We start from the raw sequence: 18,551 nt of genomic DNA on the forward strand, positions 1-18,551 counted from the left end.
GCTCCTTTCGAGGTGCGACGTGAAGAGGGTTATGGCTATCCGCCCACAGCGACACCGGTGCGGGTGATCGACCCGCGCTGACGCGCGTCCTACTTCCATGATTGGCCGGTGATCGTGCGCCAGACGACAGCTCTCGGCGGCTGACCGATGATGCCAGGCAGGCCAGTGCGCGACGACCAGATTTGACGCTTCGCCGCTTGGCTACGGCTCGGTGCAGGCCCTCGATGGCACTTAGCGGTTCAGTTCTGCAGTTGGACTCAACATCGCATTCCGTTTTGCGAGCTTGTCCAAAGTGGCTCTGATTTGGCTCCCCCGGCTGGACTCGAACCAGCAACCCTTCGGTTAACAGCCGAATGCTCTGCCAATTGAGCTACAGGGGACTGCTCGCCCGCGATCTCGCTCTGCGGGGGACGGGGGTTGACTCTAGCGTACGTGTCGGCGCCGCCGCCAATACGCCGCCTCCGCTCGCGCTCTCAGGTGCGTGAGGCAGGATGGAGCACAACGCACCATCGTTTGGAAGGGACCCCGTGATCGGGTATTTCGTCGTATTGGGTGTCGGCTACGTACTCGGCTCCAAGGCCGGCCGACGCCGGTATGAGCAGATCGCCGGAACCTATAAGGCGGTCACCGAGAGCCCCGCCGCCAAGGCCGTGATCGACGCCGGACGCCGCAAGATTGCTGACCGGGTCTCGCCGGACCCGCCGCTGGTCAAGTTGACCGAGATCGAGAACGGAACCGAGGTCATCGGCCCCGAGACCGCGCAGGTGAGAAGGGCCCGGTAGGGCTAGAAGCCCGTACCGTTGCCGTAGATCCGGCCCGGGAGCAGGGGTCCGGTGGTGACGCCGGCCCCGTCGGGTCCGTTGAGGCCGAACTGCGGTGTTCCGACATTGATGCCGTTGCCGTTGGAGACCCCGAGGCAGTGGCCGTCTTCCTTGTTCCCGAACCATGCCAGGCATTGGCCGAGCGGCTGGCCGGCATCGGACGTACTCCCCAGAACGGAGGCGGCGATCGGGGCCGCGACCGCAGCGACGACGAATGCGCCGGCGGCGATGAAACGCCGCGCCCGGTTGTTGGTCGATGTCACGTGCACGCCTTCCTGACCGTTCCCACGGTTGTATAGCGCGCTTACCCTATCGCGTTACCGCCGACTACGCAGAGATGTCGTCTCCGCTGGCCTGTTCGAGCAGGCTGCGACGATACGCCTCCATCGCGACCAGGTCGCCGAACAGCGCGTGGTACTCGTCGCCCTGTTCGACCGGCGACATCCGCTGGAGTTTGGACTTGACCTCGGCGATCTGGCGGCCCACCCACACTTCCTGCAATCGGGCCAGCACCCCGCCGATGTAGCGCGGCAAGCGCTCGTCGTCGACGACGTTGATGGCCTCGACGCCGAGTTCGTTGACCAGGCTCGCCGCGGCCGGCACCTCCGTCTTGGACCGGACCGTCTCGATCCATTCCGCACCCGATTGGCCCGTCGACGTACCACCGGCGGCGCCGATCGCCGAACGCACCGCCGCATAACCCGGATGAGTGAAGCTTTCGACGGTCAGCGAGTCGAACACCGGCCCCGCCAGTGCCGGATACTGCAGAGCCGCCTTGAGCGCTTCGCGCTGCGGCCACAGCGTCGGGTCGGCCGGGTCGGGCCGCGCGCCCAGATCCGGGCTGCGCGACCGGCGTGGCTGCGCCTGGTCGTTGGCGCGCCTGCGCCCTCCGCGTTCGGGCAGGCCGCGCTTCTGCGCCTCCTCGCGAACCCGGCTCAGCACTTGCGCCTCGTCGGCCCAGCCCACCCAGCCCGTCAGCCGCCGCGCGTACTCGTCGCGCAGCATCGGCTCCTTGATGCGGGCCACCATCGGCACGCACCGGCGCAGGGCGGCGACGCGACCCTCCGCGCTGTCGAGGTCGTGTTCGGCCAGTGCGGTGCGAATGGCGAACTCGAACAACGGCGTTCGGCGCGCCACCAGGTCGCGCAGCGCACCGTCGCCGAACTGAAGCCGGATGTCACACGGATCCATGCCGGCTAATTTGTCTTCTGAGGCGACCGCGACGAACGACTGCCCGGCCAGGTTCTGCTCACCCTCGAACGCCTTGATCGCCGCGGCGCGACCCGCGGCGTCGCCGTCGAAGACGTAGATCAGTTCGCCGCGAAAGAAGTTGTCGTCCATCATGAGTCGGCGCAGCATCGACAGGTGCTCGTCGCCGAACGCCGTTCCGCACGACGCGACCGCCGTCGTCACCCCGGCCAGATGCATCGCCATCACGTCGGTGTAGCCCTCGACCACGACCGCCTGGTGGCCCTTGGCGATGTCGCGTTTGGCCAGATCCAAGCCGAACAGCACCCCCGACTTCTTGTACAGAACCGTCTCCGGGGTGTTCACGTACTTGGCTTCCATCGGATCGTCGTCGAAGATCCGCCGGGCACCGAAGCCGATCACCTCGCCACCGCTGGCTTTGATCGGCCACAGCAGCCGACGGTGAAAGCGGTCCATCGGGCCGCGTTTGCCCTCTCGTGACAGACCGGCCGCCTCGAGCTCCTTGAACTCAAAACCCTTGCGCAGCAGGTGTTTCGTCAATGAATCCCAACCCGACGGCGCGAACCCGCAGCCGAATCGTTTGGCAGCCTGACCGTCGAAGTTCCTCTCGATCAGGTATTGGCGCGCGGGAGCGGCCTCATCGGACTCCAGCGCGGCCGCATAGAACTCCTGTGCTGCCGCGTTGGCGGCGAGCAGCCTGCTGCGGCTACCGCGGTCGCGCTGCACATTGGTGGTCGAGCCGCCGGTGTAGGTGATGGTGTAGCCGACGCGGTCGGCGAGCAGTTCGACCGACTCCACGAAGCTGACGTGCTCGATCTTCTGGACGAACGCATAGACGTCGCCGCCCTCCCCACAACCGAAGCAGTGGAAGTGGCCGTGATTCGGCCGCACGTGGAACGACGGCGACTTCTCGTCGTGGAACGGGCACAACCCCTTCATGGAGTCCGCGCCTGCACGGCGCAACTGCACGTAGTCGCCGACGACGTCCTCGATGCGAACCTGCTCACGAATGGCCGCGATGTCGCGATCAGGAATACGGCCGGCCACCGGGCCAGTCTAGAGCGCCCCGCGCGAACGCCTAGGCGGGTTCCAGGCGCTCGAGACGCCCTTCGGTGAAGGACGCCACCTGGTCGATGACCACCCGCAGGCGGGCGCCGTCGTCACCGGCCGCGTTGTATGCAGGCACGAAGATCGGATCGAGCGTGGCGGGTGCTCTCGCGGCGACCCACTCCACCACCCGGTGCACGCGTTCGCGCTGCCGCGCCTGCAACTCCAGGTGCCGCGGGTCCGACATGATGAACTGCAGCGCCAGGATCTTGAGCACCGCGACCTCGGCCCGCACCAGATCGGGGATGCGCAGGTCGGCCTGGTAGCGGACCAGCGGGCCCCGGCCGGATTCCGCGCGGGTCGCCGCGATGGCCGCCGACGCGAACCGGCCGACCAGTTCGCTCGTCAGCTTCTTGAGCGCAACGGACGCCGCCAGGGTGCCGTCGTACTTACCGACCGCGGCAACCACCGGCAGGCTCGAGAGCCGCGTCGCCGCTGCCACCAGGTCGTCGGCACGCATTCCGCCGCCCATCCCGCTCGACTCCCCCAGCCGACCCAGCACCGCCGCGGCGTCGCTGTCGGCCAGCACCCGCATGTCGATGCGACCGGACACCACGCCGTCCTCGACGTCGTGCACCGAATAGGCGACGTCGTCAGCCCAGTCCATGACCTGGGCCTCCAGGCACGGCTTCTCCGCGGGTGCGTCGGCGCGCACCCAGTCGGCGACGGGCAGGTCATCGGTATAGAAGCCGAACTTGGTCGGCCGCGTCCAGCGTTGCCACGGGTACTTGGTGACCGCGTCCAGCGCGGCTCGGGTGAGGTTCAGGCCCGCGCTCTGCTTCTGCGCGTCAACGACTTTCGGTTCGAGACGGGTCAGGATTCGAAAGTTCTGGGCGTTGCCCTCGAAACCACCGCAGTCGGCGGCGATCTCATTCAGGGCGCGCTCGCCGTTGTGACCGTAGGGCGGGTGCCCGATGTCGTGAGCCAGGCCGGCGAGGTCGACGAGGTCGGGATCGCAACCCAGGCCGATGGCCATCCCGCGGCCGATCTGGGCGACCTCGAGCGAATGGGTGAGCCGGGTGCGCGGCGTCTCGCCCTGACGCGGGCCGACGACCTGAGTCTTGTCCGCCAGCCGGCGCAGCGCCGCACAGTGCAGGACCCGGGCACGGTCGCGGGCGAAATCGGTGCGGTGCTCGGTGTCGGTGCCCGGGAGCGCGGCGCCCTTCGGGAGCTCGACCACCCATCGCTCGCGGTCGAACTCGTTGTAGGAATCCCCGTTGCCTGTCACCGACGGATAGTCTGCCAGCACCGACCGGCCCCACCGCGTCGCGCACTAGATTGGCGGGCATGCGCCTCGTCCGCCTGCTGACCCTCGTGCTCGCCATGCTCACCGCCGGTGCCCTGATCGCGCCGACGGTGTCCGCCGAGCCGCCGTTTCGACTTCCGGGCTACGTCACCGACAACGTGGGCGTCCTCGACAGCGCCGGCCGGGCGGAGGTGACGTCGGCGATCGACTCGCTCTACAACAGCCGCAAGACGCGGCTGTGGGTCGTTTACGTCGACTCGTTCGACCGTCAGTCGGCCGAGACCTGGGCGCGCAACACCATGCGCGCGAGCGACCTGGGTTCCTATGACGCCCTGCTCGCGGTGGCCACGGTCGACCGCTCGTACGCGTTCCTGGTGCCCGATAGCGCCACCGAGTTGAGCTCGAGCCGGGTGGACAGCGTGCGGCGCAACGACATCGAACCCGCACTGCGGCAGAGCGACTGGGCCGGGGCGGCGGTCGCGGCGGCCGATGGGCTCGCGGCGTCGAGTAGTTCCGGCAGCCTCAGCTGGGTTGGGCTGCTCGTGGCGCTCGGCGTGATCGCGCTGGCGGTCGTGGTGCTGATGATCTGGCGTCGGCGTCGGCGAAGCAAGCGTCGCGAGGCCGAGTTCGCCGCCGCGCGCCGAGTGGATCCCACCGATCCGCAGGCGTTGGCGTCGGTGTCGCTGGACGCCCTCGACGATCTGTCGCGCGCGATGGTGGTCGAGGTGGACAACGCGGTGCGCACCAGCGACCACGAGCTGGAGTTGGCCGTCGAGGAGTTCGGCGCGGAACGGACCGCGCCGTTCACGCGGGCGGTCAACAACGCGAAAACGACGCTCGCGCAGGCGTTCAACGTGCGGCAGATCCTCGACGACGCCATCCCGGAGACCCCGGCCCAGCGTCGCGACCTACTCACCCGCGTGGTGGTTGCGGCGGCCAAGGCCGACCGCGAGTTGGACGCGCAGCGGGACGCGTTCACCGAATTGCGGAACCTGGTCATCAACGCGCCGTCGAAGCTCGACGCGATGACCCAGCGGGTGGTCGACATCACCGCTCGGCTCGACCCGTCGCGCGAGAAGCTCACACAGCTGCACAGCGAGTTCGACGCGGCGGCGCTGAGCTCGGTGGACGGAAACGTCGACGCAGCCAGGGAACTGCTCACCTTCGCCGACGAGAACATCAGCCGCGGCCGCGAACTCGCCGCCCGTCCGGTGCCGGGCCGCCAGAGCGAACTCGTCGAGTGTGTGCGTGCGGCGGAGTCCGCATTGGTGCAGGCGCGTGGGTTGCTCGATGCGGTGGACAGCGCGGCCAGCGACATCCGGCGAGCCGCCGCCACGTTGCCCGCGACCATCGAGGACATCCAAAACGGCATCAAACAGGCCGGCGCGCTGCTCCAGCAGGGCAACGTGCCGCAAGCAGCGCAGCTGGCCGAGGCGCGCGACGCCGCGGCGGCCGCCGTCGCCATTGCCCAGCGCGAGAAAGCGACTGACCCGCTGGGCGCGTTCACCGAACTGACGAAGGCGGACGCGGACCTCGACCGGCTGCTGGCCGCTGTCGAAGAGGAGCGCGAGGCCGCCGAGCGGCTGAAACGCACGCTCGACGAGGCGCTGTTCACGGCGCGGTCGCGGGTCCGGTCGGTGTCGGACTTCATCGACACCCGCCGCGGCATCATCGGGCCCGAGGCGCGCACCCGGCTGGCTGAGGCCGTCCGGCAGATCAGCGCCGCAGAAGAGAAGCGGGAGAGCGATCCCGCCGGGGCCATCGCCTACGCCAACGGCGCCGCGATGCTCGCGTCGCAAGCGCAGAACCTGGCCAACGCCGACGTACAAAACGCGCACAACTCGTTCATGGGGCCGTTCGGTGGCGGCCGCGGCGGCGGGGGCAACATGGGCGCCGTCATCGGCGGCATTCTGATCGGCAACATCCTCAGCGGCGGGATGCGCGGCGGCTTCGGCGGTTTCGGCGGTGGCTTCGGCGGTGGCGGGTTCGGCCCCGGTTCGTTCGGCGGCTCCGGTGGCGGAGGCGGAATGTTCGGCGGCGGCGGTCGCTTCTAGGTCACCACGAAAAATGATTGGTTAGCAGCCTTTGAGGCGGGCGGCGAGGTAATCGCTCACGTTGTCGAGCGCCACCCGGTCCTGCGTCATGGCGTCGCGCTCGCGGATCGTGACCGCGTGGTCCTCGAGTGAGTCGAAGTCGACCGTCACACAGAACGGTGTGCCGATCTCGTCCTGGCGGCGGTAGCGCCGGCCGATCGCACCCGCGTCGTCGAAGTCGACGTTCCAGCACTTGCGCAGTTCCGCGGCGAGGTCACGAGCCTTCGGCGAGAGCGCCTCGTTGCGCGACAGCGGCAGCACCGCGACCTTGACCGGCGCGAGCCGCGGGTCCAGCCGCAACACCGTCCGCTTGTCGACGCCGCCCTTGGCGTTCGGCGCCTCGTCCTCGGCGTAGGCGTCGACGAGGAACGCCATGAACGACCGCGTCAGTCCGGCCGCCGGCTCGATCACATACGGAACGTAGCGGGTGTCGTTGGCCTGGTCATAGTACGACAGGTCGACGCCGGAATGCTTTGAGTGCGTGGATAAGTCGAAGTCGGTGCGATTCGCGACGCCTTCGAGCTCGCCCCACGGGCTGCCCTGGAAACCGAACTTGTACTCGATGTCGACGGTCCGGTCGGAGTAGTGCGACAACTTCTCCTTCGGGTGCTCGTAGAGCCGGAGGTTGTCACGGTCGATGCCGAGTTCGACGTACCACTGCAGCCGCTCGTCGATCCAGTACTGGTGCCACTCGCGCGCGGTCGACGGCTCGACGAAGAACTCCATCTCCATCTGCTCGAACTCGCGGGTGCGGAAGATGAAGTTGCCCGGCGTGATCTCGTTGCGGAAGCTCTTGCCGGTCTGCGCGATGCCGAACGGCGGCTTCTTGCGTTGCGTGGTCACCACATTGGTGAAGTTCACGAAGATGCCCTGCGCCGTCTCGGGCCGCAGATAGTGCAGCCCCTCCTCGGTCTCGATCGGACCGAGGTACGTCTTGAGCATCATGTTGAAGTCGCGCGGCTCGGTCCACTGCCCCTTGGTGCCGCAGTCCGGGCACGCGATCTCGCTCATCGGCACGGAGTCGGGATCGACTGTGACCCTGTCCTTCTTCGCCTGGTCCTGCTTCGCCTGCTTCTCGCTGTACGCCTCCTGCAGGTGGTCCTGCCGATGCCGCTTGTGGCAGTTCAGGCATTCGACCAGCGGGTCGTTGAACACGTCGACGTGGCCTGAGGCCACCCACACTTCGCGGGGCAGGATGATTGACGAGTCCAGGCCGACGACGTCGTCCCGGCTGGTGACCACCGACCGCCACCACTGGCGCTTGATGTTCTCCTTCAGCTCGACGCCCAGCGGGCCGTAGTCCCACGCCGACTTGGTGCCGCCGTAGATCTCTCCGGCTTGGTAGACCAGGCCGCGCCGCTTGGCCAGGTTCGCGACGGTGTCGATGATCGAAGAAGATGAAGCCACGACTGCATAGCCTAGCGACCCCGACTTTCGTCGTTGACATGCATAGAAGCGCATGTATTGTTGGCCCTAATGAAAATCGTTTCCACTTTGGCTGACGGAAGCGCCGGCGCCGCGGACACCCACGATCACGGCGGTGAGCCGTATCCCGATCTCCCACGCCGCGACGTGCTGGACACCTCCGGCGATCTGCTGCGGGCGCTGGCCGCGCCCGTGCGCATCGCGATCGTGCTGCAGCTGCGGGAGTCAGCGCGCTGCGTGCACGAGCTAGTCGACGCGCTGGCGGTGCCTCAGCCGTTGGTCAGCCAGCACCTGCGGATCCTGAAGGCCGCGGGCGTCGTGGCCGGTGAACGGTCCGGGCGCGAGGTGATGTACCGCCTCGTCGACCATCACCTCGCCGACATCGTCGTCGCGGCGGTGACGCACGCGGCCGAGGCGGGCGAATGAGCACCACCGGAGTCCGCGCGACCCGCCAACGCGCGGCCATCGCCGACCTGCTGGAGAACCTCGAGGAGTTCCGCTCGGCCCAGGAGCTGCACGACGAGCTACGGCGCCGCGGCGAGGGCATCGGGCTGACCACGGTCTACCGCACCCTGCAGCAGATGGCGGCCGCCGGCGTCGTCGACACGTTGCGCACCGACACCGGCGAATCCGTCTACCGTCGCTGCTCGCAGGACCACCATCACCACCTGGTGTGCCGCGATTGCGGTTCGACCGTGGAGATCCAGGGCGGCGATGTCGAGACCTGGGCGGCCGACATCGCCCGGCAGCACGGCTTCTCCGACGTCAGCCACACCATCGAGATCTTCGGAGTCTGCGGTGTCTGCGCGACGAACGGGTCAGCCGACTAGCGCCCGACGCACCTCGGCGCCGGTGGCCAACACCATCAAAATCAGCGTGCGCAGCGCGTCATCGGACAACCCCGCCGCCGGAAAGTTGTAGCGCAGCAACACATCCGCTGCCTTCTTCGAGTTGCGCTTGGCGCCCGCGGCGACCTCCGTGGGCGCGCTCTTCGACGTCAGCGACACCGTGCCCAGCAGCGTGTTGCGGGCGTGCTCGGCGACCGCGGCCCGCAGCTTGGCGTCCAGCGGCAGATCCCACGCCAGGATCTGGGTCAGCGAGACCAGCTCGAGGCCCTCGGCGACCGGGACCGTGCGCAGCGACGCGAACGTCTCGTCGTGGTGGACGGTGACCGCGCCGTCGTCCTCGCGCTTGACGGGCAGCACACCCTCGAGGACCTCGCCGAGCCGCTCCTGCAGCGCCATCAGGCCCTCCCGCTCAGGTACATCATCAGGCTCTGCCGCTCAGGTACATCATTCGGCTCTGCCGAAGCGACGGTTGCGGTTGACGTACTCCTCGCAGGCGGCCCACAGGTCGCGGCGGTCGTAGTCCGGCCACAGCTTGTCCTGGAACACGAACTCGGCGTACGCGGCCTGCCACAGCAGAAAGTTGCTGGCGCGCTGCTCCCCCGACGTCCGGATGAACAGGTCGACGTCGGGGATGTCGGAACGGTGCAGGTGCTTGGCGAACGTCGCCTCGGTGATGCGGTTCGGCTTGATCTTGCCGTCGACCGCCAACTGCGCGAGCTCGCGCGTCGCCTCGACGATCTCGGTGCGCCCCCCGTAGTTCACGCAGTAGTTGATGGTGATGACGTCGTTGCCGACGGTCATCTGCTCGGCGATGTCGAACTCCTTGATGACGCTGCGCCACATGCGCGGTCGGGAGCCGACCCAACGCATCCGCACACCCATGTCGTTGAGGTTCTCCCGGCGACGACGCACGACCTCGCGGTTGAAGCCCATCAGGAAACGCACCTCTTCGGTGCTGCGTTTCCAGTTCTCGGTCGAGAACGCATACACCGTCAGGTGTTTGATGCCGATTTCGATTGCCCCGCAAGTGATGTCGATGAGAACGGCCTCACCCATCTTGTGGCCCTCGGTGCGGTGCAGGCCGCGCTGGGTGGCCCAGCGGCCGTTGCCGTCCATGACGACGGCGACGTGGTGGGGCACCTGGTCGGCGGGGATCCGCGGCGCGGCCTCCTTCGACGTGTGCTGCGGCGGACGCGCGAAGCGCCCGTTGGTGCCGGCCGGGATCTCCGGAAAGACGACCGGCCACGTCGACTTGTCGGGGAACGTCGGGTAGTCGTCAGGCGCCGGGGGCAGCTGTGGGTAAACCCCCTTGCCCGCCCGTTTGGAAGCCATGTGGCACATCCTGCCCGACCACCGACACATGCTGGTCGTCGACACTCCTATCCACCCGGTACACCCGCTCCACCAGCGGCAACGTCCGCAGTTGGCGTTCGAGGTGCCACTGCAGATGCGCGGCCACCAGCCCGCTGGCCTGGCTGCGGTGCGACGGGGTGGACGTCTCGGCGTACTCCCAGTCCCCGTCGTGCAGCGCAGTCATCAGGTCCAGCACCGCCTGGGGCGGCGTCACCGATCCGGAGGGCCTGCAGTGCACGCATATGCTGCCGCCGGCCGCCACGTGAAAAGCCCGGTGCGGACCCGGCGCCGCGCAGCGGGCGCATTCGGTCAGCGCAGGCGCCCAGCCGGCGATCCCCATGGCGCGCAACAGGTACGCGTCCAGCACGAGTTCGCGGGGGCGGACCCCGTCGGCCACCGCCCGCAGCGCGGCTACCGTGAGGCGGTGCAGCGCGGGCATGGGGGCGCGTTCCTCACCGGCCAGGCGTTCGGCGGTCTCGAGCACCGCGCAGGCGCAGGTGTAGCGGCCGTAGTCGCTGACGATGTCGGAGGCGAACGCGTCGATGGCCTGCACCTGGGTGACGATGTCGAGGTTGCGGCCCGGATGCAGCTGAACGTCGATGTGCGCGAACGGCTCCAGCCTGGCGCCGAACTTGCTGCGGGTGCGCCGCACCCCCTTGGCCACCGCCCGCACCAACCCGTTGTCGCGGGTGAGAAGTGTCACGATGCGGTCGGCCTCGCCGAGCTTGTGCTGGCGCAGCACCACCGCCCGGTCCCGATACAGCCGCATCGGTTCAGTCTCCCACTGCGGTCCGTCAGATTCCGATCCGCACCGCCGATAAGCTTCTACTTGATGGTCAGAAACGCGCGCTTCCCCACCCTCACTCAACAGCTTTTCCAGCTCGCGAGCGGCTCGGTCACGTCGGTGGAACTGGTGCAGCGCTCACTCGACGCCATCGCGGCCAGCCAACCGACGCTGAACGCATTCCGCGTGGTGTTCACCGAGCAGGCCCTCGCCGATGCCGCCCGCGCGGACCGCAAACGCGCGGCGGGCCAGGATCTTTCGAAGTATCCGCTGTTGGGCGTTCCGATCGCGGTCAAGGACGACGTCGACGTCGCCGGGGTCCCGACCCGGTTCGGCGCCGACGGCAACGTCCGCCCGGCCACCCAGGACGCCGAGGTGGTGCGGCGGTTGACGGCGGCCGGCGCGGTCATCGTCGGCAAGACCAACACCTGCGAGCTCGGCCAATGGCCGTTCACCAGCGGGCCCGCGTTCGGCCACACCCGCAACCCGTGGTCGCGCGAACACACCCCCGGCGGTTCCTCGGGCGGCAGCGCCGCCGCGGTAGCTGCCGGCCTGGTGCCCGCGGCGATCGGCTCCGACGGTGCGGGCAGCGTGCGCATCCCCGCCGCGTGGACCCATCTGGTCGGCATCAAACCGCAGCGGGGCCGCATCTCGACATGGCCCCTGACGGAGGCGTTCAACGGGATCACGGTCAACGGCGTGCTGGCGCGCACGGTCACCGACGCCGCGCTCGTGCTCGACGCCGCTTCGGGCAACGTCCCCGGTGACCGCCACCAGCCACCGCCGGTCAAGGTCTCCGAATACGTGGCGCAGGCGCCCGGCCCGTTGCGCATCGCGATGTCGACGAAGTTCCCGTTCACGGTGTTTTGGGCGAAGCTGCATCCCGAGATCGAGGCCGCGATGTCGGTGGTCGCCGCGCAGCTCGAGGACCTGGGACACAGCGTGTTCGCCGCCGACCCCGATTACAGCCTCGGAATGTCGTGGAACTTCCTGTCCCGGTCGACGTCGGGGCTGCTGGAATGGGCGGACCGGCTGGGTCCAGGTGTCACCCTCGACAAGCGGACCAGGGCCAACCTGCGCACGGGTCGGCTGCTTTCGGAGCACATCCTGCGGAAGGCCCGCGCTCGCGAGGCCCGCGCGCACCGCCGCATCGGCTACATCTTCAACATCGCCGATGTGGTGCTCGCCCCCACCACCGCGCAGCCGCCGCCGAAGGTGCACGACTTCGACGAGCTCGGCGGGCTGGCCACCGATCGCACGATGATCAAGGCGTGCCCGGTCACCTGGCCGTGGAATCTGCTGGGTTGGCCATCGATCAACGTGCCGGCCGGGTTCACCTCGGACGGACTGCCGATCGGCGTTCAGCTGATGGGACCGGCCAGCAGCGAGCCGTTGCTGATTTCGCTGGCAGCAGAGCTGGAGGCGATCAACGGGTGGACGGCGCGCCAGCCCGAACCGTGGTGGCTGCCCGAACCCGCACCCGACCCCGAGCCGGCCGCGAAAGAGGAACCAACCAGGGGCCCCGACCGGCGCGAAGCCGAGGACGTCTCCGACGAGGTCGCGTAGAGTTTTCCGCCATGAGAGCGGCGGGCTGTGCATGTGCGATTCCGGTTCTGGCCCTGGTGGCCGGCTTGGCCGGGGCCCCGGCGGCGGCCGCGGACAACAAGCGCCTGAACGACGGTGTGGTGGCCAACGTCTTCACCGTGCAGCGGCAGGCCGGCTGCAACACCGACATCAAGATCAACCCAAAGCTGCGCCTGGCCGCCGAGTGGCACACCAACGATGTCCTCAACAACCGGGCGCTGAACGCCGACATCGGGACGGACGGGTCCACAACCGCCGACCGGGCGCGCAACGCGGGTTACGCCGGCGCGGTCGCCGAGACGGTGGCGATCAACCCGGCCCTGGCGATCAGCGGCATCGAGCTGATCAACCAGTGGTACCACCGGCCCGACTACTACGCGATCATGTCCGACTGCTCGAACGTCGACATCGGTGTGTGGTCGGCGAATGCGATCGACCGCTCGGTGGTGGTGGCCGTCTACGGCAAGGGCGACGGCGCTCCCCCGGCGCACGGGCCCGGCAGGCCGTTCGGCGAGCCGGGTTCGGGTGCGCAGAGCTGACGCGCTAGAAGCCCAAGCGGCCCAGTTGTTTCGGGTCGCGTTGCCAGTTCTTGGCGATCTTGACCCGCAGGTCGAGATAGACCTTCGTGCCGAGCAGCTTCTCGATCTGCTGGCGCGCGGCCGTGCCGACCTCGCGCAGCCTGGCACCGCCCTTGCCGATGACGATGCCCTTCTGGCTCTGTCGTTCGACGTAGAGGATCGCGTGCACGTCAATCAGCTCACCCTGTTCGGGTGTGCGGCCCTCCCGCGGGGTCACCTCCTCGATGACGACGGCCAGCGAGTGCGGGAGTTCGTCGCGGACCCCCTCCAGCGCGGCCTCGCGGATCAGCTCGGCCATCAGGGTCTCCTCCGGCTCGTCGGTGAGCTCGCCGGCGGGATAAAACGCCGGTCCCGGTGGCAGTTTGGAGGCAAGCACCTCGACGAGCTCGTCGAGGTTCTCGGCCGCGGTGGCCGACACCGGCACGATCTCGGCGTCCGGACCGACCAGCTCGCTGACCGCGACCAGCTGCGCCGCGACGCGGTCCTTGGGCACCTTGTCGATCTTGGTGACGATCGCGACGAGTGCGGTCCTGGGGGCGACGGCGCGGATCTGGTCGAGGATCCACCGGTCGCCGGGACCGATCTTCTCGTCGACGGGGATGCACCACCCGATGACGTCGACCTCGGAGTAGATGTCCTTGACCAGATCGTTGAGCCGTTGCCCGAGCAGTGTGCGCGGGCGGTGCAGGCCCGGGGTGTCGACCAGGACGATCTGGAAGTGCTCGCGGTGCACGATTCCGCGGATGGTGTGGCGGGTCGTCTGTGGGCGGTTCGACGTGATCGCGACCTTCGCCCCAACCAGCGCGTTCGTCAGCGTGGACTTACCCGTGTTGGGCCGGCCGACGAAACAGACGAAACCCGAACGGAATTCGTCGTTCACACCGGGCGCCCGGATCGATCGGTGACGATCACCGCCGCGTCGGCAGACAGTTCGCGCACCGCCGCAACACCCGCGTCGTCGGATGATCCTCCGACCAAGACCGCCGCCTCCAGCCCGGCCGCCCCGCTGGACACCGCGGCGGCGACGGCGGCCTGTAAGGCGGTGAGCTCCAACGCCTTCAACGCCACGGGGCCGGCGGCGTAGGTCCGGCCGTCGCGGTCGCGCACGGCGGCACCGGTCCCCGCCTCGGCCCTGGCCATCGCGCTGCGCGCCAACGTCACCAGTTTCGCGTCCTCGCTGTCGAGGTCAGTCATCGTGTCTCACCGCTCTTCGCGCAAGCGCTCATCGTCGTCGTTCCCTTCGGGAGTTTCGGTGCGGCTGACCAGAACGGTGCCGATGCGCACGCGTCCGCGGTGGTCCGGTCCGCCTTCGGCCTGCAGCCGCAACCCGTCCCACGTCACCTCCGCCCCCGGCAACGGGACGCGGCCGAGTTCGAGCGCGACGAGACCGCCGACGGTGTCCACGTCGAGGTCGTCGTCGAATTCGATGTCGTAGAGCTCACCGAGATCCTCGATCGGCAGCCGGGCCGAGACGCGATATCGGTTGTCGCCCAGATCTTGTACGGGCACCACTTCACCGGCGTCGTATTCGTCGACGATCTCGCCGACGATCTCCTCGAGCACGTCTTCGATGGTGACCAGGCCGGCGATCGCACCGTATTCGTCGACCAACAGGACCATGTGCACGCGGTCGCGCTGCATTTCGCGCAGCAGCTCGTCGAGCGGTTTGGAGTCCGGCACGAACACCGCGCGACGCATGACGTCGGAGACCTTGGTACCGCGGCCACCATCGGTGGAGTAATAGGTCCGCTGCACAAGGTCTTTGAGGTAGACGACGCCGACGACGTCGTCGACGTTCTCCCCGATCACCGGGATCCGGGAGTGCCCGCTGCGCACCGCCAGCGAGGTAGCCTGCCCCGCCGTCTTGTCGTTCTCGATCCACACCATCTCGGTGCGCGGCACCATCACCTCACGCGCGGGGGTGTCGCCGAGCTCGAACACCGACTGGATCATCCGACGCTCGTCGTCGGCCACCACACCGCGCTGCTGGGCCAGGTCGACCACCTCGCGCAGTTCGATCTCGGAGGCGAACGGTCCGTTGCGAAATCCGCGGCCCGGCGTCAGCGCGTTGCCGATCAACACCAGTAGCCGGCTGATCGGTGTCAGCAGCACCGAAAGCACCTGCAGCGGAAGAGCGGCCAGCAGCGCAATCGTGTAGGCATGCTGCCTGCCGAGGGTCCGGGGTCCGACGCCGATCACGACGAAGCTCACCACCACCATGATCGCGGCGGCGACGAACAGACCCCACGTGACACCGAGGTGACCGTCGAGGTAGGCGGCCAGCAGCACCGTCGGCCCGACCTCGCAGGCGATGCGCAACAGCACGATGAGGTTGATGTAGCGGGGCCGTTCGGCCATCACCCTGGCCAGTCGCACCGCTCCCGGTCGCTCTTCGCGGACGAGCTCCTCGACGCGCGCCATCGACACCGTGCTCAGCGCAGCGTCGATCGCTGCGAACAGCCCGCCGAAGAACACGAGCACGATCGCGAAGATCAGCTGTCCGACGCCGGTCACAGCTCGTCGAAGTATCGGGAGTTGTCGAGAAGCCTGCGTTCCTTCTCGGACTGGCGGTCCTGGTGGTACGCCTCGACCTGGTCGGCCACCCACTCCTCGAGCAGTTCGCGCTGCAGGGTGAACATCTCTTTTTCCTCTGCGGGCTCGGCATGGTCGTAACCCAGCAGGTGCAGCACGCCGTGCACGGTCAGCAGCGCCAGCTCCTGGCCCAGCGAGTGGCCGGCCGCGGCGGCCTGGTCGGCGGCGAACTGCGGGCACAGCGCGATGTCACCCAACATGGCCGGGCCCGGTTCGGGTGCGTCGGGACGACCGCCCGGCTCGAGCTCGTCCATCGGGAAGCTCATCACGTCGGTGGGTCCGGGCAGGTCCATCCACCGCATGTGCAGGTCGGCCATCGCCGCGGTGTCGAGTAACACCATCGACAGTTCGGCCGCGGGGTTCACCTTCATCTTGCGGATGACGAACCGGGCGACGCTGATCAACTCCTCTTCGGAGACGTCGATGCCCGACTCGTTGGACACCTCGATGCTCATATCGACCGCTACCGTCGGGGCCGGCCGCCGGAGGCGCGTCGCTGTGCCCGGTTCAGCTGCGTCGGTTCGTCGTGTCTCGCGTACGCGTCGACGATCTCGGACACCAGCCGGTGCCGCACCACGTCGGCGCTGGTGAGCTCGGCGAAGTGGATGTCGTCGATACCGTCGAGGATCCGCATCGCCGCGTGCAGACCCGACGCGGCGCCGCCCGGCAGGTCGACCTGTGTGATGTCGCCCGTCACAACGATTTTCGAGTTGAACCCGAGCCGGGTCAAAAACATCTTCATCTGCTCGGCGGTGGTGTTCTGCGCCTCGTCGAGGATGATGAACGCATCAGAGATGGTCCTGCCGCGCATGTACGCCAGCGGCGCAACCTCGATGACTCCTGCGCTCATCAGCTTCGGGATCAGCTCGGGATCCATCATGTCGTGCAGCGCGTCGTAAAGCGGGCGCAGGTACGGGTCGATCTTCTCGCTGAGCGTGCCGGGCAGGAAGCCCAGCCGCTCACCGGCCTCGACGGCCGGACGCGTCAGGATGATGCGCGACACCTGCTTGGACTGTAAAGCGTTGACCGCCTTGGCCATCGCCAGATACGTCTTTCCTGTCCCGGCGGGGCCGATGCCGAACACGATGGTGTGCGCGTCGATCGCATCGACATAGCGCTTCTGGTTCAGGGTCTTGGGCCGGATGGTCTTGCCGCGCCGCGACAAGATGTCGAGGGTGAGCACCTCGGCGGGTGACTCGTTGCCCGTTCCGGTGAGCATCCCGACGCTGTGGCGCACGACGTCGGGGTTCAGCGACTGGCCGTTGGCCACGATCGCGATCAGTTCGGAGATCACCCGTTCGGCCAGCGCGACGTCGGCGGGTTCCCCGGAGAGGGTCAGCGCGTTGCCGCGGGCGTGGATGTCGGCCGCCAGGACGCGCTCGAGTGCGCGCAGATTCTCGTCGGCGGAACCCAGTAGGCCCACGACGAGGTCGGGCGGAACGTTAATGCTGCTGCGTACCGACTCAGAAGACTGATCAGAGTCAGCGGTCGTCTCGCGGGGCGTCAAGAGGGTCCAGTGCCTGCTTTCTGATTCTCGCCTGGGCGTTGCTGATGGGTGTTCACAGTTTACCGCTGGTCAGCGACACCACCCAATGGTCGAGCCCCCCGCCGGTCACGCCCACCGGTCGGTCAGCACGCCCAGCGCCCCGAGCGCGACCGCCGCGGCGGTCGACGTCCGCAGCACCGTGGGCCCCAACCGCACGGCCGTCGCACCGGCGCCGGTCAGCGCGGTGAGCTCGTCGTCGGCGATCCCGCCTTCGGGCCCCACCACCAACGTCACCGAACCGGCCCCGGCCACCAACACGTCCGTCAGCCGCTGTGCCGCCGACTCGTGCAGCACCAGGACCAGCGCCGATCGGTCACCGAGCCGGCCGACCAGTTCCGCCGTCGTCACCGGCCCGCCGACCTCGGGGACGCGGGCCCGCCGCGACTGCCGAGCCGCCGACCGGGCCACCGCGCTCCAACGCCGGATCCCCTTGTCGACCTTGGCCGGCGTCTCCCACCGCGCCACGCAGCGTGCGGCCTGCCACGCCACGAAGCCGTCGGCTCCCGCCTCGGTGGCCAATTCGATCGCGAGTTCCGAGCGGTCCGATTTCGGGAGCGCCTGCACGACGGTGACCGCCGGCGACGGGGCGGGGACGAAGCGCCGCTCGAGGACCCGCGCCGTCAACCTGCCCTTGCCGACCTCCTTGACCTCGCACTGCGCCAGCTCACCGGCGCCGTCGCTGAGCTGCAGGCGCTCACCGGGGCGGATGCGGCGCACATTGGCGGCGTGGAAGCCCTCGTCGCCGTCGACGACCGCGAGCTCGCCGACCGACGGAAGGGCGTCGACGTAGAACAGCGCGGCGGACATCGAGTTACCGCGGGCGTGAGCGACGCCGGCCCATCAGCGGCCGCTGAACGTCTCGCGCAGCCGGCTGAAAAGCCCGCCTCCGCCCGAGGAGGACGGCTGCGCGGAGCGCACCTCGGCGACGTCGCGGCCGCGCTTGTCCTTGAGCTTGCGCAGCAGCTCGATGTCCTCGTTGTCCAGCCGCGTCGGCACCACGACGTCGATGTGGGCATGCAGGTCGCCGCGAACCCCGGAGCGCAGGTGCGGCATGCCGTGCCCGCGCAGGGACACGATGGCGCCCGGCTGCGTGCCCGACGGGATCGTGATCTCCGTCGGCCCGTCGAGGATCGCGTCGACGGAGACGGTGGTGCCCAGCGCCGCGTCGACCATCGGCACCGAGATGGTGCAGTGCAGGTCGTCGGCGTCGCGAAGAAAGGTGGCGTGCGGCTGCTCGTGCACCTCGACGTACAGGTCGCCGGCGGGTCCGCCGCCGGGGCCGACCTCGCCCTGCGCGGCCAACCGCACCCGCATCCCGTCGCCGACACCGGCCGGGATCTTCACGCTGATCTCGCGGCGGGCGCG

20 protein-coding genes and 1 tRNA gene are annotated in these 18,551 nt (G+C 68.5%); 6 read left to right on the forward strand and 15 right to left on the reverse strand.

Annotation, left to right across the window (positions count from 1 at the left end):
- Positions 1 to 304 precede the first annotated feature (304 nt).
- Positions 305 to 380 (reverse strand) — tRNA-Asn (locus A5650_RS24080).
- Between the two features lie 147 nt (positions 381 to 527).
- On the opposite strand from A5650_RS24080, the gene A5650_RS24085 reads away from it, so the two are divergent.
- The gene (locus A5650_RS24085) at positions 528 to 782 is read left to right on the forward strand and encodes a hypothetical protein (protein WP_067297925.1); all 255 of its coding nucleotides are present in this window, start codon (positions 528 to 530) and stop codon (positions 780 to 782) included.
- A gap of 2 nt (positions 783 to 784) precedes the next feature.
- Here the strand turns inward: A5650_RS24085 and A5650_RS24090 are convergent, their stop codons facing one another.
- The 3 genes from A5650_RS24090 to A5650_RS24100 form a co-directional block, all read right to left on the reverse strand.
- Positions 785 to 1,084 (reverse strand): DUF7155 family protein, encoded by a 300-nt coding sequence (locus A5650_RS24090; RefSeq protein WP_502687102.1) that lies wholly within the window; start codon positions 1,082 to 1,084, stop codon positions 785 to 787.
- A gap of 64 nt (positions 1,085 to 1,148) precedes the next feature.
- Complete coding sequence (dnaG, locus tag A5650_RS24095) at positions 1,149 to 3,077, reverse strand: DNA primase (protein WP_067297932.1); 1,929 nt, start codon at positions 3,075 to 3,077, stop codon at positions 1,149 to 1,151.
- Positions 3,078 to 3,108: 31 nt separating this feature from the next.
- Positions 3,109 to 4,365, reverse strand: coding sequence for a deoxyguanosinetriphosphate triphosphohydrolase (locus A5650_RS24100; protein WP_067298016.1), 1,257 nt, complete (start codon positions 4,363 to 4,365; stop codon positions 3,109 to 3,111).
- Positions 4,366 to 4,424: 59 nt separating this feature from the next.
- Between A5650_RS24100 and A5650_RS24105 the strand changes: the two genes are divergently transcribed.
- On the forward strand, positions 4,425 to 6,437 hold the full coding sequence (locus A5650_RS24105; protein WP_067297935.1) for a TPM domain-containing protein: 2,013 nt from the start codon (positions 4,425 to 4,427) through the stop codon (positions 6,435 to 6,437).
- A 21-nt stretch (positions 6,438 to 6,458) separates the two neighbouring features.
- Here the strand turns inward: A5650_RS24105 and A5650_RS24110 are convergent, their stop codons facing one another.
- Positions 6,459 to 7,883, reverse strand: a complete 1,425-nt coding sequence (locus tag A5650_RS24110; RefSeq protein ID WP_067297938.1) for a glycine--tRNA ligase — start codon at positions 7,881 to 7,883, stop codon at positions 6,459 to 6,461.
- A 69-nt stretch (positions 7,884 to 7,952) separates the two neighbouring features.
- Here A5650_RS24110 and A5650_RS24115 point away from each other — a divergent pair, with 69 nt between their 5' ends.
- Together A5650_RS24115 and A5650_RS24120 are read left to right on the forward strand one after the other, a co-directional pair.
- Positions 7,953 to 8,327: an ArsR/SmtB family transcription factor gene (locus A5650_RS24115; RefSeq protein ID WP_067297940.1), complete on the forward strand. Its 375-nt coding sequence runs from the start codon at positions 7,953 to 7,955 to the stop codon at positions 8,325 to 8,327.
- Positions 8,324 to 8,731, forward strand: coding sequence for a Fur family transcriptional regulator (locus tag A5650_RS24120; protein WP_067088038.1), 408 nt, complete (start codon positions 8,324 to 8,326; stop codon positions 8,729 to 8,731). The genes A5650_RS24115 and A5650_RS24120 overlap by 4 nt, the downstream gene beginning before the upstream one ends.
- Here A5650_RS24120 and A5650_RS24125 read toward each other — a convergent pair.
- From A5650_RS24125 to recO, 3 genes are read right to left on the reverse strand one after another with little or no spacing between them, the layout of a single operon-like run.
- Entirely contained in the window at positions 8,720 to 9,145 is a 426-nt protein-coding gene (locus tag A5650_RS24125; protein WP_067297943.1) for a hypothetical protein, read from the reverse strand. The two genes, A5650_RS24120 and A5650_RS24125, sit on opposite strands and share 12 nt — an antisense overlap.
- Before the next feature lie 48 nt (positions 9,146 to 9,193).
- Positions 9,194 to 10,090 (reverse strand): decaprenyl diphosphate synthase, encoded by an 897-nt coding sequence (locus tag A5650_RS24130; protein WP_502687103.1) that lies wholly within the window; start codon positions 10,088 to 10,090, stop codon positions 9,194 to 9,196.
- Entirely contained in the window at positions 10,026 to 10,871 is an 846-nt protein-coding gene (recO, locus tag A5650_RS24135) for a DNA repair protein RecO (protein WP_067297947.1), read from the reverse strand. The genes A5650_RS24130 and recO overlap by 65 nt, the downstream gene beginning before the upstream one ends.
- Positions 10,872 to 10,934: 63 nt before the next feature.
- On the opposite strand from recO, the gene A5650_RS24140 reads away from it, so the two are divergent.
- Together A5650_RS24140 and A5650_RS24145 are read left to right on the forward strand one after the other, a co-directional pair.
- Positions 10,935 to 12,452 carry an amidase gene (locus tag A5650_RS24140; protein ID WP_067297949.1) on the forward strand — a complete coding sequence of 506 codons (1,518 nt, stop codon included), beginning with the start codon at positions 10,935 to 10,937 and terminating at the stop codon, positions 12,450 to 12,452.
- Positions 12,453 to 12,463: 11 nt separating this feature from the next.
- Complete coding sequence (locus A5650_RS24145; protein ID WP_067297951.1) at positions 12,464 to 13,009, forward strand: CAP domain-containing protein; 546 nt, start codon at positions 12,464 to 12,466, stop codon at positions 13,007 to 13,009.
- Positions 13,010 to 13,013: 4 nt separating this feature from the next.
- On the opposite strand, the gene era is transcribed toward A5650_RS24145, so the two are convergent.
- From era to A5650_RS24180, 7 genes are all read right to left on the reverse strand, one after another.
- Positions 13,014 to 13,928, reverse strand: coding sequence for a GTPase Era (gene era / locus A5650_RS24150; RefSeq protein ID WP_067297954.1), 915 nt, complete (start codon positions 13,926 to 13,928; stop codon positions 13,014 to 13,016).
- On the reverse strand, positions 13,925 to 14,242 hold the full coding sequence (locus tag A5650_RS24155) for a cytidine deaminase-like protein (protein WP_067088057.1): 318 nt from the start codon (positions 14,240 to 14,242) through the stop codon (positions 13,925 to 13,927). Before A5650_RS24155 ends, era begins: the two co-directional genes overlap by 4 nt.
- Positions 14,243 to 14,248: 6 nt before the next feature.
- Entirely contained in the window at positions 14,249 to 15,562 is a 1,314-nt protein-coding gene (locus tag A5650_RS24160; protein WP_067297956.1) for a hemolysin family protein, read from the reverse strand.
- Entirely contained in the window at positions 15,559 to 16,095 is a 537-nt protein-coding gene (gene ybeY / locus A5650_RS24165) for an rRNA maturation RNase YbeY (RefSeq protein ID WP_067297958.1), read from the reverse strand. The genes A5650_RS24160 and ybeY overlap by 4 nt, the downstream gene beginning before the upstream one ends.
- An 8-nt stretch (positions 16,096 to 16,103) precedes the next feature.
- A complete protein-coding gene (locus A5650_RS24170; RefSeq protein WP_067297961.1) occupies positions 16,104 to 17,147 on the reverse strand; it encodes a PhoH family protein in 1,044 nt (347 codons plus the stop codon).
- 105 nt (positions 17,148 to 17,252) lie between these two features.
- Positions 17,253 to 17,993 (reverse strand): 16S rRNA (uracil(1498)-N(3))-methyltransferase, encoded by a 741-nt coding sequence (locus A5650_RS24175; protein ID WP_067297963.1) that lies wholly within the window; start codon positions 17,991 to 17,993, stop codon positions 17,253 to 17,255.
- A 33-nt stretch (positions 17,994 to 18,026) separates the two neighbouring features.
- Positions 18,027 to 18,551 (reverse strand): DnaJ C-terminal domain-containing protein (locus tag A5650_RS24180; protein WP_286150403.1); only part of this gene is annotated, 525 nt, incomplete at its 5' end.

The sequence above is a fragment of the Mycobacterium sp. 1164985.4 genome, assembly GCF_001668575.1.
GTDB lineage: Bacteria > Actinomycetota > Actinomycetes > Mycobacteriales > Mycobacteriaceae > Mycobacterium.

What these genes read in the sequence shown, in the direction of transcription:
- A5650_RS24105 (WP_067297935.1), top strand. Translation starts at nt 4,425, where the DNA reads ATGCGCCTCGTCCGCCTGCTGACCCTCGTGCTCGCCATGCTCACCGCC.
- A5650_RS24115 (WP_067297940.1), top strand. Translation starts at nt 7,953, where the DNA reads ATGAAAATCGTTTCCACTTTGGCTGACGGAAGCGCCGGCGCCGCGGAC.
- A5650_RS24120 (WP_067088038.1), top strand. Translation starts at nt 8,324, where the DNA reads ATGAGCACCACCGGAGTCCGCGCGACCCGCCAACGCGCGGCCATCGCC.
- A5650_RS24125 (WP_067297943.1), bottom strand. Translation starts at nt 9,145, where the DNA reads ATGGCGCTGCAGGAGCGGCTCGGCGAGGTCCTCGAGGGTGTGCTGCCC.
- A5650_RS24130 (WP_502687103.1), bottom strand. Translation starts at nt 10,090, where the DNA reads ATGTGCCACATGGCTTCCAAACGGGCGGGCAAGGGGGTTTACCCACAG.
- recO (WP_067297947.1), bottom strand. Translation starts at nt 10,871, where the DNA reads ATGCGGCTGTATCGGGACCGGGCGGTGGTGCTGCGCCAGCACAAGCTC.
- A5650_RS24140 (WP_067297949.1), top strand. Translation starts at nt 10,935, where the DNA reads ATGGTCAGAAACGCGCGCTTCCCCACCCTCACTCAACAGCTTTTCCAG.
- A5650_RS24145 (WP_067297951.1), top strand. Translation starts at nt 12,464, where the DNA reads ATGAGAGCGGCGGGCTGTGCATGTGCGATTCCGGTTCTGGCCCTGGTG.
- A5650_RS24155 (WP_067088057.1), bottom strand. Translation starts at nt 14,242, where the DNA reads ATGACTGACCTCGACAGCGAGGACGCGAAACTGGTGACGTTGGCGCGC.
- ybeY (WP_067297958.1), bottom strand. Translation starts at nt 16,095, where the DNA reads ATGAGCATCGAGGTGTCCAACGAGTCGGGCATCGACGTCTCCGAAGAG.
- A5650_RS24175 (WP_067297963.1), bottom strand. Translation starts at nt 17,993, where the DNA reads ATGTCCGCCGCGCTGTTCTACGTCGACGCCCTTCCGTCGGTCGGCGAG.